This window comes from Streptomyces longhuiensis (assembly GCF_020616555.1).
GTDB classification, from domain to species: domain Bacteria; phylum Actinomycetota; class Actinomycetes; order Streptomycetales; family Streptomycetaceae; genus Streptomyces; species Streptomyces longhuiensis.
On record NZ_CP085173.1, the window covers coordinates 4,043,205 to 4,056,474 of the forward strand.

A 13,270-nucleotide genomic window follows, 5' to 3' on the forward strand; every position below is an offset into this window, starting at 1 on the left:
CTCCCCGAGCCCCGAGCTCCCACAGCCCCCGGACCCTCCTGGTCCGGGGGCTTTGTTCCGCGCTGTCGCATATGACTGAGCGCACAAGGATCCCGCGAAGGAGCGGGTTCCTTATACGACCTTCACCGTGCTACAACAGGTCTACACCACTGAGTGGTGTAGACCACGCGGCCGCAGAGCCGGGTTTCCGAGACGCCGCCGTCCCCACCTTTCCCCCGGGCGGCGCCTTGCCTACTGGAGGAAGTTGTGACCACGGCCAGTGCCGCCCCCGCGGCCGCCAAGAAGAAGGGCGCGGGCGCGATGGCTGTCATGCAGCGCATCGGCCGCAGCCTCATGCTGCCGGTCGCGGTGCTGCCCGCCGCCGCGCTCCTGGTCCGGTTCGGGCAGCCCGACATGCTCGGCAGGGACTCGTTCCCCACCTTCATCACCAAGCTGGCGTCGTACATGTCGGCGGGCGGCGGTGCGCTGCTCGACAACATGCCGCTGCTGTTCTGCGTCGGTATCGCCATCGGCTTCGCCAAGAAGTCCGACGGCTCCACCGCGCTCGCGGCCGTCACCGGCTACCTGGTCTTCCAGAAGGTGCTCGCCACCTTCACGGACAGCAACCTGCCGAAGGTCGCCGCCGTCGTCGACGGCAAGATCGTCATGAACGAGGCGCCGGTCAACGCCGGTGTGCTCGGCGGTGTCGTCATGGGCGTCGTCGTGGCCCTGCTCTACCAGAAGTTCTACCGGACCAAGCTTCCCGACTGGGCGGGCTTCTTCGGCGGCCGCCGCCTCGTCCCGATCCTCTCCGCCTTCGCGGGCCTGGTCATCGGCATCGTCTTCGGCCTCATCTGGCCCGTGCTCGGCACCGGCCTGCACAACTTCGGTGAGTGGCTGGTCGGCTCGGGCGCGGTCGGCGCCGGCATCTTCGGTGTCGCCAACCGTGCGCTGATCCCGATCGGCATGCACCACCTGCTCAACTCGTTCCCGTGGTTCCAGGCCGGTACGTACCAGGGCAAGAGCGGCGACATCGCGCGCTTCCTCCAGGGCGACCCGAGCGCCGGCCAGTTCATGACCGGCTTCTTCCCGATCATGATGTTCGCCCTCCCGGCGGCCTGTCTCGCGATCGTCCACTGCGCCCGCCCCGAGCGCCGCAAGGTCGTCGGCGGCATGATGTTCTCGCTCGCGGCCACCGCGTTCGTCACCGGCGTGACCGAGCCGATCGAGTTCACGTTCATGTTCATCGCCCCGGCCCTGTACGCGATCCACGCGGTGCTCACCGGTGTCTCGATGGCGCTGACCTGGGCGCTCGGCATGAAGGACGGCTTCGGCTTCTCCGCCGGCGCGGTCGACTACTTCCTCAACCTCGGTATCGCGACCAACCCGTTGGGTCTCGCGCTGGTCGGCCTCTGCTTCGCGGTGGTCTACTACGTGATCTTCCGGTTCGCGATCACCAAGTTCAACATTCCTACGCCGGGCCGCGAGTCCGACGAGGAGCTGGCTGAACTCCTCAAGGCCGAGAGCAAGTAGGCCCCGGCCCCCGCACGACGACGAAGGCCCCCGGAACCGATGCGGTTCCGGGGGCCTTCGTCATGCCGGGCTCAGATCTCGTACACCCGCCCGGGCGCGGCCAGTTCGGCCGGTCCGGCGTACACGGCACGGGCGTCCGCGAGGTTGGCCTGGGGGTCCGTCCACGGCGGGATGTGGGTGAGGACGAGGCGGCGCGCGCCGGCCCGGGTCGCGGACGCGCCCGCCTCGCGGCCGTTGAGGTGGAGGTCGGGGATGTTCTCCTTGCCGTGCGTGAACGCCGCCTCGCACAGGAACAGGTCGCTGTCCGCGGCCAGTTCGTCGAGCGCGGGGCACGCGCCCGTGTCCCCGGAGTACGCGAGTGATCTGCCGTCGTGCTCGACGCGGATGCCGTACGCCTCGACGGGGTGGCACACCTTCTCCGTGCGCACCGTGAACGGGCCGATCTCGTGCCAGCCCGGCTTCACCGTGTGGAAGTCGAAGACCTCGCTCATCGAGGAGGCGGAGGGCGTGTCCGCGTACGCCGTGGTGAGGCGCTGTTCCGTGCCCTCGGGGCCGTAGACCGGGATCGGGGCGCAGCGGCCGCCGTCGTGGCGGTAGTAGCGCGCCACGAAGTAGCCGCACATGTCGATGCAGTGGTCGGCATGCAGATGGCTGAGGAAGATCGCGTCGAGGTCGTAGAGACCGCAGTGGCGCTGCAGCTCGCCCAGGGCGCCATTGCCCATGTCGAGTAGCAGCCTGAAGCCGTCGGCCTCGACGAGGTAGCTCGAGCAGGCCGAATCCGCGGACGGGAACGACCCCGAGCAGCCGACGACGGTGAGCTTCATAAGAGCCGGAACCTCCGCGCTGGCAGTCAGAGAGCGGGATGAGAGCAGAAGGAAAAGGGGGCGATCGGTCCGTCGAGCGTAAGGCGCAAAAGGGCCGGTCGCTCCTCAGTCGTGGGCCGTTGTGGGAGAACTCACCTGTGCTGTCACCGGTTCGGGGGGCGTGCGTCCGGCGCGGCATCGCGCCGGTGCACCGGTACCGTCTCCCGTATGGACACGTCATGGTGGCTCGCGCTCGCCGCGGTGCTGCTGCTCGCGCTCGTCGCGACGCTCGTCGACGGGTGGGGCCGCGGGCACCGTCGGCCCGGCGGCCGGACCCGCCCGCCGCGGGGGCCGCGCGCACCGGGTGCGCGGCCGCAGCCGGGCGAGATCTGGTGGGCGGTGGTGCCGTACGAGGACGGGCCGGGCGGCAAGGACAGGCCGTGCCTCGTGCTGACGGTGCGCCGGCGGCGGGCGCGCGTTGCGAAGATCACCAGCAAGTACCACGACGAGCGGGCCGGGGTGATCGCGCTGCCGCCCGGAACCGTGGGCGACGCGCAGGGCAGGCCGAGCTTCCTGGAGACGGATGAGCTCCGCGAGGTTCCCGTGGGTGACTTCCGGCGTAGGGCCGGGGTGCTGGACCCGGTGGTCTGGGACCAGGTCCGGCATCTGGCGAGGTGACGCGGGGGCCGGCCGACGTGCCCGCGGGCTGACGTGCCCGCCGGCTGACGCGCCTGCCGGCTGACATGACAGCGGCTTACGCGGAAGCGGGCCCACGTGAGAGCGGCATCCGTGGAAGCGGGCCCACGGGAAAGCGGGCCTACGTGGAAGCGGGCTTACGTGCGAGCGGGGGCCGGGCCGTACTGCTGCCGGCCCGGCCCCCGCTTCGACGATTCGTGCTCACGCCCAGAGCTGGCCGTGCAGCGTCTCGATCGCTTCTTCCGTCGTGGCCGCCGTGTAGACGCCGGTCGACAGGTACTTCCAGCCGCCGTCGGCGACGACGAAGACGATGTCGGCGGAGTCCCCGGCCGCGACCGCCTTGCGGCCGACGCCGATCGCCGCGTGCAGGGCCGCTCCGGTGGAGACGCCCGCGAAGATTCCCTCCTGCTGGAGGAGTTCACGGGTGCGGGTCACCGCGTCGGCGGAGCCGACCGAGAAGCGGGTGGTCAGGACGGAGGCGTCGTACAGCTCGGGGACGAAGCCCTCGTCGAGGTTGCGCAGGCCGTAGACCAGGTCGTCGTAGCGCGGCTCCGCGGCGACGATCTTGACGTCCGGCTTCTGTTCGCGCAGGTAGCGGCCGACGCCCATGAGGGTGCCCGTCGTGCCGAGGCCCGCCACGAAGTGGGTGACGGACGGCAGGTCGGCGAGGATCTCGGGGCCGGTCGTCGCGTAGTGGGCGCCCGCGTTGTCCGGATTGCCGTACTGGTAGAGCATCACCCAGTCCGGGTGCTGCGCGCTCAGTTCCTTGGCCATGCGGACGGCGGTGTTGGAGCCGCCCGCCGCGGGCGACGGGATGATCTCGGCGCCCCACATCGCGAGCAGGTCCCTGCGCTCCTGCGAGGTGTTCTCCGGCATGACGCACACCATGCGGTAGCCCTTGAGACGGGCCGCCATGGCGAGCGAGATGCCGGTGTTGCCCGAGGTCGGCTCGAGGATGGTGCAGCCGGGGGTGAGCCGGCCGTCCTTCTCGGCCTGCTCGATCATGTGGAGCGCGGGGCGGTCCTTGATCGAGCCGGTCGGGTTGCGGTCCTCGAGCTTCGCCCAGATCCGTACGTCCTCGGACGGCGAGAGCCGCGGCAGCTGCACCAGGGGCGTGTTGCCGACCGCGGCGAGCGGGGAGTCGTACCGCATCCCGATCAGGCCATGCCGCCGGCCACGGCCGGCAGGATCGTGACGTTGTCGCCGTCGGCGAGCTTGGTGGTGATGCCGTCGAGGAAGCGGACGTCCTCGTCGTTCAGGTAGACGTTCACGAAGCGGCGCAGCTGCTCACCGTCCACGATGCGGGCCCGGATGCCCGTGTGGCGGGTCTCGAGGTCGGCGAAGAGCTCGGCGAGCGTGTCCCCGCTGCCCTCGACGGACTTCTGGCCGTCGGTGTAGGTGCGGAGGATGGTCGGGATGCGGACCTCGATGGCCATGGCTGGACTCCAGTAACAGGGAAGGGTACGGAAGGGCTTTGGCGTGCGCTGGAACAGCGGTGCCCACGACACGTCGGACCGGCGGACGGCGTCCGCCGCAGCGGCCCGAAGCCTGCGAAGCAGTGCGCGGGGCGCGTCAGGAATCGGGACAGATGGCGCTGGCGAGGCGGCACAGGTCGACGTGAAGGCGCGCCACGAGCAGCATGCCCGGCGTCTTGTCGCTCACGTCGTGAAGAACCATGGGGTCATCGTATCGATTCCCGGCCGGGATCCCGGAGTGTGATCTCACCATGCGGTCGATTTCCGTCCGAAGTATGGGACGCATCCGGGATGGGAGGCCATGGCTACGGGGTGACCTCGACCTCTTCCTCGGTCACGACGCCCTCGACGATCCGGAAGGAGCGGAACTGGAAGGGTCCCGCGTCGTCGGTGTCCGCGGTGGAGACGAGGACGTAGTGGGCGCCCGGCTCGTTCGCGTAGGTGATGTCGGTGCGGGAGGGGTGGGCCTCGGTCGCGGTGTGCGAGTGGTAGATGATCACGGGCTCCTCGTCCCGGTCGTCCATCTCGCGGTACAGCTTCAGCAGGTCACCCGAGTCGAACTCGTAGAACGTGGGCGAGCGGGCGGCGTTGAGCATCGGGATGAAGCGCTCGGGCCTGCCGGTGCCCACCGGTCCCGCGACGACGCCGCACGCCTCGTCGGGGTGGTCGGCGCGCGCGTGGGCCACGATCTGGTCGTAGAGGGCCTGGGTCAGGGTCAGCATGGGGCTCAGGATAGACAGACGGGCCCTCCCGTACCGGAGTGCGGTACGGGAGGGCCCGGATGCTGAGACGCGGGGGGTTGCCCCGGAACTGCTGTGGGACTGCTGGGACTACTCGGACTACTTGGACTGCGTCGGCTGCTCGGACTGCTTGCGCTTCGCGAACGCCGCGCTCTGCGGGTTGCGGCTGCGCAGGACGACGTACGAGATGCCGAGGATGACGGCCCACAGCGGCGCGCAGTAGAGCGAGACGCGGGCGTCCTTGTCGATGCCCATCAGCACGATCACCATGCCGATGAAGGCGAGCGCGAAGATGCTGGGGATGATGCCGCCGGGGGCCTTGAAGGAGGACTGGGGCAGTTCGCCGCGGTCGGCCTTGAGGCGGTAGCGGATCTGGCAGATCAGGATGACGATCCAGGCCCACATGCCGGAGATGGTGGCGAAGGAGACGACGTAGTTGAACGCCTCGCCGGGCCACTGGTAGTTGATCCAGACGCCGACCAGCATCATCGCGGCGGAGACCGTCGTGCCGATGAGGGGCGTGCCGGACTTGGTGAGCTTGGTGAAGAACTTCGGGCCCTGGCCGTTGAGCGCGAGGTCGCGCAGCATGCGGCCGGTGGAGTACATGCCGGAGTTGCAGGACGACAGGGCCGCGGTCAGGACGACGAAGTTGACGATGGCGGCGCCGACGCCGAGGCCCATCTTCTCGAAGGCGGCGACGAACGGGGAGACGCCCGGCTGGAAGTTCGTCCACGGCACGACCGAGAGGATCATGATCAGCGCGCCGACGTAGAAGACGGCGATGCGCCACGGCACGGTGTTGATGGCCTTGGGCAGGACGGTCTTCGGGTCCTTGGACTCGCCCGCGGTGACGCCGACGAGCTCGACGGCGAGGAAGGCGAACATGACCATCTGGAGGGTCATGAGGGTGGAGCCGATGCCGTTCGGGAAGAAGCCGCCGTCGGACCACAGGTGCGTGACGGAGGCGGTGTCGCCCGCGTCGGAGAAGCCGACCGTGAGGATGCCGGCGCAGATGAGGATCATGCCGACGATCGCGGTGACCTTCACCATCGAGAACCAGAACTCCAGCTCACCGAAGAGCTTCACGGAGATCAGGTTCACGGCGTAGAGGATGAGGGTGAAGACGAGTGCCGTGAGCCACTGGGGAACGCTGTCGTGGGTCCAGTACTTCATGTACTGGGCGGCCGCGGTGACCTCGGTGATGCCCGTGACGACCCAGAAGAGCCAGTACGTCCAGCCGGTCACGAAGCCCGCGAAGGGGCCGATGAACTCACGCGCGTACTCCGAGAAGGAGCCCGAGACGGGGCGGTACATGAGGAGCTCGCCGAGCGCCCGCATGATGAAGAAGATGACGAGGCCCGCGATGGCGTACGCGAGGATCAGGCTGGGGCCCGCCTTCGAGATGCCCTTGCCCGCGCCGAGGAAGAGGCCGGTCCCGATGGCGCCGCCGATGGCGATCATCTGGATCTGCCGGGCACCTAGACCGCGCTGGTAACCCTCGCCCTCACCGGACTCGCCGGGGGCCTGCACGGCCTCATTGCCGTCGTTTTGCTTGCCGACCTGCACTGAGGTCATGGTGTTGCGCCTTTCTCCATGCCGATCCGTGCCGCTGCGGCTCGGATCGACTGTGACGATCCTCGGGGGCTGGGCCCCTGGATGGATGGAGCTGTGCCTACCGGCGGTCTGCCGGTCGGGGCGCACCCGACGGGACAGGGGTGGCGTCCGTCGAGCGGTCGTGAAGATTTATCACGGCGGCAACACTGATGGAGAAAGGCACGTGTGGCACACACCACTGGAAAAACCGGACAAAAAACCCCTCGTGCGGCATACAAGACCGCTTGAGTAACAGGATCGTTATCCGGAATTGAGCAACCGCTGAGCGAACGCGCTTACATACGGACGCTTGGACTCCGCTCGCTATGTCCTGACAGGTCAGGGCATAAGGGTTTCGACCAGAGTCTCCTGGAGCCCGCCCAGCCACAGGTATGCCATCACCATCGGCTTGCGCGGGTCCTCGTCGGGGAGCCGGTAGAGGAGATCCGCGTCCTCCTCGTCGGTGATGTCGAGGCGGGTGCCGATCGCGAGGCGAAGATCGTTGAGCGCGCGCATCCAGCGCAGGGACTCCTCGGGCGAGAGCTTGAGGACCGCTCCCCCCTCACCGGCGGACGTCAGCGCGTCCAGCGAGCGGATCACCGCGAGCGCGTCCTCCCGCTTGCCGGCCCGCAGGTCGTTCTCGGTGAAGCGCCTGAACTCGGCGGAGTGCGCGCGCTGTTCGTCCGCCTTGTCCACCGTCGCCTCCTCGCTCCCCGGGCCGCCGTAGGCGTCGGGGAAGAGGCGCTGGAGCACCGGGTCGGACGGCGGCTCGCTCGGACCCTCCGCGAAGAGCTCGGCGAGCGGGTCGTCGGGCGCGTCCCCGCCGGGCCCGGGGCCGATCAGCTCCAGGAGCTGGACCGCCAGGGAGCGGATGATCGAGATCTCGACCTCGTCGAGCGCGACGGCAGCGCCGCCGCCGGGAATCGGTTCGAAGTGTCCTGGCATCAGGTGCGTCGCTACTCCGTCGCTGCTTGCGTGCGCTACTTGCGGTCCTGCTGAAGGGTGGCCCACAGACCGTAGCCGTGCATGGCCTGTACGTCGCGTTCCATCTCCTCGCGGGACCCGGTGGAGACGACCGCGCGGCCCTTCTGGTGCACGTCGAGCATCAGCTTGGTGGCCTTCTCCTTCGAGTACCCGAAGTACGACTGGAAGACATACGTCACGTAACTCATGAGGTTGACCGGGTCGTTGTGGACGAGCGTGATCCAGGGAACGTCCGGCTCGGGCACGGCGAAGGTCTCCTCCGCCGACTCGGTGCGTTCGATCTCTAGGGGTGCAGGAGCCGTCACACAGCCCATGCTGCCACTAGGGGGCGGCGACCGCACAAATGGGCCACGGAAATCGTCACACTGACGCTAATTGGGGGTAGCATCCCGGATATGAACACAGCGGACCTTGGCCTGCCGGTGGATGTTCCGTCGACAGCACTCTTCACCGATCACTACGAGCTCACGATGCTCCAGGCCGCGCTCAAGGCGGGCACGGCCGACCGGCGCTCGGTCTTCGAGGTCTTCACGCGCAGGCTGCCCGAGGGCCGCCGCTACGGCGTCGTGGCAGGCACCGGCCGGGTACTGGACGCCGTCGAGAACTTCCGGTTCGACGCCCGCGAACTGGGCTTCCTGCGCGAGCGCGGCATCGTCGACGAACGAACCCTCGAACGGCTGGCCGACTACCGCTTCAGCGGTGACATCTGGGGCTACCCCGAGGGCGAGGTGTACTTCCCCGGCTCCCCCATCCTGCGGGTCGAGGGCTCCTTCGCGGAGTGCGTCCTCCTGGAGACGGTGATCCTCTCCATCCTCAACCACGACTCGGCGATCGCCGCCGCAGCCTCCCGCATGGCCTCCGCCGCGGGCGGCCGGCCCCTGATCGAGATGGGCGCGCGCCGCACGCACGAGCTGGCCGCCGTCGCCGCGTCCCGCGCCGCGTACGTGGGCGGCTTCGCCACCACGTCGGACCTCGCGGCCGGGTTCCGGTACGGGATCCCGACCGTCGGCACGTCCGCGCACGCCTTCACCCTGCTGCACGACACCGAGCGCGACGCGTTCCGCGCGCAGGTCGACTCCCTCGGCGAGGGCACGACCCTGCTCGTGGACACGTACGACGTCACGGAGGCCGTGCGCCTCGCCGTGGAGATCGCCGGGCCCGGGCTCGGCGCCGTGCGCATCGATTCGGGAGACCTGCTGCTCGTCGCGCACCGGGTGCGCGGGCAGCTCGACGAGCTCGGCGCCACCGAGACGAAGATCGTCGTCACCTCCGACCTCGACGAGTACGCCATCGCCTCGCTCGCGGCCGCACCCGTGGACGCGTACGGGGTGGGGACGCAGCTGGTCACCGGCTCGGGGCACCCGACGTGCTCGATGGTCTACAAGATCGTCGCGCGCGCGGAGTCCGCCGATCCGAAGGCGCCGCTGCTGCCCGTGGCGAAGAAGTCCATGGGCGCGAAGACGTCCGTGGGCGGCCGCAAGTGGGCCGCGCGGCGACGCGACGAACAGGGGGTGGCCGAGGCCGAGGTGCTCGGCACCGGTCCCGTCCCGGCCGACCTGGTCGACCGACAGCTCCTGGTCGAGCTGGTCAAGGGCGGCACGGTCGTGGCCCGCGAGCCGCTGGACGCGGTGCGCGAGCGGCACATCGAGGCGCTCGACGGGCTGCCGCTCTCGGCGAAGCAGCTGTCGCGCGGGGAAGCGGTGATCCCTACGGAGTATCTGGTGAACACGCCCGTTTAACGGTCAAATGTCCTCTCCCGCAACGCACTTCAAGTCTCTACGCTCGAAGTCTCCCAGCAGAAGGACACCTCCTATGCGCCGCGCATTGATCGTCGTAGATGTGCAGAACGACTTCTGCGAGGGCGGCAGCCTCGCGCTGGCGGGCGGGGCCGATGTGGCCGCGGCCGTCACCGAGCTGATCGGGCAGGCGCCGGCCGGGTACCGGCACGTCGTGGCCACCCGCGATCACCACATCGCGCCCGGTGACCACTTCTCCGAGTCCCCGGACTACGTCCACTCCTGGCCCGCGCACTGCGTGGCGGGCACGGAGGGCATCGGGTTCCACCCGAACTTCGCGCCCGTCGTCGCGTCCGGCGCGATCGACGCCGTCTTCGACAAGGGGGCGTACGCGGCCGCGTACAGCGGGTTCGAGGGGCTCGACGAGAACGGGGTGTCCCTGGCGGACTGGCTCCGCGCGCGGGGGATCACCGAGGTGGATGTGGTCGGGCTCGCCACGGATCACTGCGTTCGCGCCACCGCGCTGGACGCGGTGCGGGAGGGGTTTCGGGTTCAGGTGCTGCTCGATCTGACGGCCGGAGTGGCCGCGGGGACCACCGCGGCGGCGCTGGACGAGATGCGGGCGGCCGGGGTCGAGCTGTCGGGGAAGCCGGTCGTCTGAGCGGCTGCTTCCTCTCCCCCCGGCCCGCCCCCTCCCGAAAGACCTGGAGCTCTGCCCCAGGCCACGCCCCTCAGACTCCCGAAGGGCTGGAGTGGCCGGCCTGACCGGAAGAAGCGCCGAAGAAGCCTGCGTGGCCCGCCCTGGAATAGCCGGCGCCGGGATGGCCCGCCGGGCTGGAGGCCGAGCTGGAATAGCCGGGCCGGTCGGGATGTCTCGGTCTCATGAGCGCTCTGATCGGGTGCCAGAGTTCGCCCGCCGTGCAGCGGGGGGCGGCTCGCCAGAGCAGGCCGTCCGGGTGGTGCAGGACCGCTGTGACCTCGTCGGGCGTGGGGGGCTCCGCGTTGCCCCTCAGGTAGATCGCCCGCAGGCCCAGGTTACGCAGCCGGGTCAGGGCGCGGGCGCGGTTCGCCGCGTGCACCAGGACCCGTACCGCACCGTCGTCCGGCGACGGGCTGGGCACGGTCAGTGCCACCACCACTCTGCCGTTCGGCAGCTTGCAGAACCCTCCTGCGGACATGATTGTCACACCCCCGTGAGACGTAGTGTCAATAAGAAACCCACAGGACGCACCTAAACACGATCGGCCGCCGCCCGCTAGAGGGCGACGGCCGATCATGCTCTGACCTGCGGCGATGTGGATTACTTCGCCGAAGGGCCCACCTTCACCGTGATCGACGAGCCGTCGAGCGGCTGCCCGACGATCGAGATCCGGGTGTTGGTGTCAGTTGTCTGGACACTGCCGGTCGGGTTCTCCTTGTACCAGTACGTGCCCTTGTGGTCGTCGAAGACCGGAACGCCCAGCTGTGCCGGGATCTTGGTCTCGACGCCGAGCTTGTGCAGCGAGAAGCCCCGGTTCGGGAACCAGCTGAACGCGGCGTCGTACGGCTGGATCTTGTTGGTGATGTATTTGCCGTCGGCCCACTTGAGCGGCTTGGCGTGGGCGTCGACCGGCAGGATCAGACCCTTGCCGGGGTGCTGGCCGACGTTGTTGTTGCGCTGCGAGGTGTCCCACTGCCAGATCATCAGGCCGGGACGGTACGAGTAGTGCTCGACCCAGTCGTTCTTCGCACCGCCGTCACGCCAACCGAAGTTGTACGGACCGACCTTGAGGGTCTTGTCGTACGAGACGTACTGGCGGTTCTCCGCGAGGTAGAACTGCGGGAAGTCGCCCGTCACGGAGGCACCGACGCGGGAGAAGCCGCGCGCGGTCCAGCCGTTGTCGTCACCCTCGGCGTTGTCGGTGAACAGCGCCTGGCCGTCCGCCTTGACGGTGAGGTTGTCGGCGGTGAAGCCCATGCCGCCGGCGCCGCCGTCCGTCTTGTAGCGGAAGCGGACGCTGATCTTCTTGCCCGCGTAGGCGTCCAACGGGAACACCAGGTGCTGGAACTTGCCGGAGACGCCGGTCAGGGCCGGCTTGTCGCCGCCGTCGCGCGGGATGGTGACGCCGTCGGCGGTGCCGTCGATCGTCTTCCAGCTGGCGCCGTCGTCCGAGGACACCTGCGTGTACAGGTAGTCGTAGTCCTTCTCGATGTCGTACCAGCCGTCGAGTTCGAGGGCCGCCTTCGACTTGCCGGTCAGATCGACCGGGCGCGTCAGGGTGTTGGAGAGGTCGTCACCGTAGTCCGACCACCACTGCTTCGCGCCCTCGGTGGGCTTCACGATGTCGGTGGTGACGTTCTTCTTCTCGGGCAGCTCGACGACGAGGGCCTGCTTGCGCTTGGTGTTGTACTCCGAAACACCCAGCGTGTGCGTCGACTTGGTCGCCGCCTTGGCCTTGTCGTAGTTGAGCCAGCCCAGCTGCAGCTTGTCCCAGGCGGTCATGTCGCCCGGCATGTCGCCGATGGAGTCCTTGCCGGTGCCGAGCCAGGAGCCGGCCGACATCAGGGACCAGAAGCCGACCGAGTTCTCGCCGCTGTACGTGGTGTCGTACAGGTCGGGCAGGCCCAGGTCGTGGCCGTACTCGTGGGCGAAGACGCCGAGGCCGCCGTTCTCCGGCTGCATCGTGTAGTCGCCGACCCAGATGCCGGTGTCGCCGACCGGGGTGCCGCCCGCCTTGAAGCCGGCCGGGCCCGTGTCGCCGTCGTCGCGGCCGTAGGCGTAACCGCGGTGCGCCCAGAGGGAGTCGCCACCCTGCGCGCCGCCGCCGGCCGACCCGTCCTCGCCCGCGTGGACGATCTGGAAGTGGTCGATGTAGCCGTCGGGCTCGTTGAAGTTGCCGTCGTTGTCGTGGTCGGTGCGGTCCCACTGGTCGTACTGGGACAGGTCCGCCTTGATGTCGGCGTCGGACTTGCCGGCCGCCTTCTGCTGCTCGACCCACGCGGTCACGCCGTCGCGGACCAGGTCCTCGACGTTCGGGCAGTTGTCGGCGCCGCAGTAGTTGGAGCCGTAACGCGCCTCGTTGTAGGGGACCTTGACCCAGTCCGAGACCTCGCCGTCGACCGAGTAGCGGCCCGACGACGTCTTCTCGTAGTAGGTCTTCAGCGAGTCGACTCCCTTGCCCGTACCGAAGTACAGGTCCTGGAAGTGCTTGCTGCTGTAGTCCTTCTGCCAGGCCGTGCTGTTGTTCTTGGCACGGTCCGGCTCGGCTATCTGGTTGTGCAGCGGGCCGGGCGTACCGCCGTACTTGGGCTTCAGGTCAGGCGTGTCGTCGTCGGCGCGGTCGACCAGCGTCGTGTTGTCGACCTTGTCGCCGAACTCCGTCAGGATCGTGAAGATCTTGTCGGTCCGCTCCCGGCCCAGCTCGACGTACTTGTCCTTGCCGAGCTGCACGACCTGCGAGCCGTCGCGCTTGACGACCTTCGACTTCCCGGAGAGCACCTGCTCCAGCGCGGTCTTGCGCTGCTGCTCCATCTGCTGGCTGAAGGGGCCGCCGATGACGTGCCCCTTGCCCCCGTACGTCTTGCCGTGCGACGTGGAACTTCCTACGGCCGGGGTGTCGGCCTGGGCGCCCGTCGCGAGGACCGATCCGGCAGCCGCGGTCGCGGCCAGCGTCACGAGCACGGCGGCGGATCTCAACGCCCGTCTCTTGGTGGTCACTTGATGGTTCCCCTCCTCCGTGGCGTTTCAGCCA

General features: G+C 68.8%; 13 protein-coding genes and 1 pseudogene. 4 read left to right on the forward strand and 10 right to left on the reverse strand.

Going from position 1 to position 13,270, the window contains the following annotated elements:
- The first annotated feature begins 246 nt into the window (after nt 1-246).
- Complete coding sequence (locus LGI35_RS18875) at nt 247-1,512, forward strand: PTS transporter subunit EIIC (RefSeq protein ID WP_227294982.1); 1,266 nt, start codon at nt 247-249, stop codon at nt 1,510-1,512.
- 71 nt (nt 1,513-1,583) lie between these two features.
- On the opposite strand, the gene LGI35_RS18880 is transcribed toward LGI35_RS18875, so the two are convergent.
- Nucleotides 1,584-2,336: an MBL fold metallo-hydrolase gene (locus LGI35_RS18880; protein WP_227294983.1), complete on the reverse strand. Its 753-nt coding sequence runs from the start codon at nt 2,334-2,336 to the stop codon at nt 1,584-1,586.
- A gap of 207 nt (nt 2,337-2,543) precedes the next feature.
- Here LGI35_RS18880 and LGI35_RS18885 point away from each other — a divergent pair, with 207 nt between their 5' ends.
- Nucleotides 2,544-2,993, forward strand: coding sequence for a type II toxin-antitoxin system PemK/MazF family toxin (locus tag LGI35_RS18885; RefSeq protein WP_227294984.1), 450 nt, complete (start codon nt 2,544-2,546; stop codon nt 2,991-2,993).
- Between the two features lie 219 nt (nt 2,994-3,212).
- On the opposite strand, the gene LGI35_RS18890 is transcribed toward LGI35_RS18885, so the two are convergent.
- From LGI35_RS18890 to clpS, 7 genes are all read right to left on the reverse strand, one after another.
- Entirely contained in the window at nt 3,213-4,163 is a 951-nt protein-coding gene (locus tag LGI35_RS18890) for a PLP-dependent cysteine synthase family protein (RefSeq protein WP_227294985.1), read from the reverse strand.
- 5 nt (nt 4,164-4,168) lie between these two features.
- Nucleotides 4,169-4,447, reverse strand: coding sequence for a MoaD/ThiS family protein (locus LGI35_RS18895; protein ID WP_227294986.1), 279 nt, complete (start codon nt 4,445-4,447; stop codon nt 4,169-4,171).
- Nucleotides 4,448-4,583: 136 nt separating this feature from the next.
- Nucleotides 4,584-4,688 carry a putative leader peptide gene (locus tag LGI35_RS46390; RefSeq protein ID WP_323136349.1) on the reverse strand — a complete coding sequence of 35 codons (105 nt, stop codon included), beginning with the start codon at nt 4,686-4,688 and terminating at the stop codon, nt 4,584-4,586.
- A 103-nt stretch (nt 4,689-4,791) separates the two neighbouring features.
- Nucleotides 4,792-5,208, reverse strand: a complete 417-nt coding sequence (locus LGI35_RS18900) for a M67 family metallopeptidase (RefSeq protein WP_227294987.1) — start codon at nt 5,206-5,208, stop codon at nt 4,792-4,794.
- 117 nt (nt 5,209-5,325) lie between these two features.
- Nucleotides 5,326-6,801 carry an amino acid permease gene (locus tag LGI35_RS18905; RefSeq protein WP_227294988.1) on the reverse strand — a complete coding sequence of 492 codons (1,476 nt, stop codon included), beginning with the start codon at nt 6,799-6,801 and terminating at the stop codon, nt 5,326-5,328.
- A 357-nt stretch (nt 6,802-7,158) separates the two neighbouring features.
- A complete protein-coding gene (locus tag LGI35_RS18910) occupies nt 7,159-7,764 on the reverse strand; it encodes a DUF2017 domain-containing protein (protein WP_227294989.1) in 606 nt (201 codons plus the stop codon).
- A gap of 35 nt (nt 7,765-7,799) precedes the next feature.
- The gene (clpS, locus tag LGI35_RS18915) at nt 7,800-8,117 is read right to left on the reverse strand and encodes an ATP-dependent Clp protease adapter ClpS (protein WP_227294990.1); all 318 of its coding nucleotides are present in this window, start codon (nt 8,115-8,117) and stop codon (nt 7,800-7,802) included.
- An 81-nt stretch (nt 8,118-8,198) separates the two neighbouring features.
- Here clpS and LGI35_RS18920 point away from each other — a divergent pair, with 81 nt between their 5' ends.
- Nucleotides 8,199-9,542 (forward strand): nicotinate phosphoribosyltransferase, encoded by a 1,344-nt coding sequence (locus LGI35_RS18920; RefSeq protein WP_227294991.1) that lies wholly within the window; start codon nt 8,199-8,201, stop codon nt 9,540-9,542.
- A gap of 73 nt (nt 9,543-9,615) precedes the next feature.
- Complete coding sequence (locus LGI35_RS18925) at nt 9,616-10,200, forward strand: isochorismatase family protein (protein ID WP_227294992.1); 585 nt, start codon at nt 9,616-9,618, stop codon at nt 10,198-10,200.
- Between the two features lie 217 nt (nt 10,201-10,417).
- Here the strand turns inward: LGI35_RS18925 and LGI35_RS18930 are convergent.
- Together LGI35_RS18930 and LGI35_RS18935 are read right to left on the reverse strand one after the other, a co-directional pair.
- Nucleotides 10,418-10,717: pseudogene (locus LGI35_RS18930) on the reverse strand (hypothetical protein); the annotation flags it as partial.
- Nucleotides 10,718-10,839: 122 nt separating this feature from the next.
- Nucleotides 10,840-13,236, reverse strand: a complete 2,397-nt coding sequence (locus LGI35_RS18935; RefSeq protein WP_116512749.1) for an immune inhibitor A domain-containing protein — start codon at nt 13,234-13,236, stop codon at nt 10,840-10,842.
- Nucleotides 13,237-13,270: the final 34 nt, after the last annotated feature.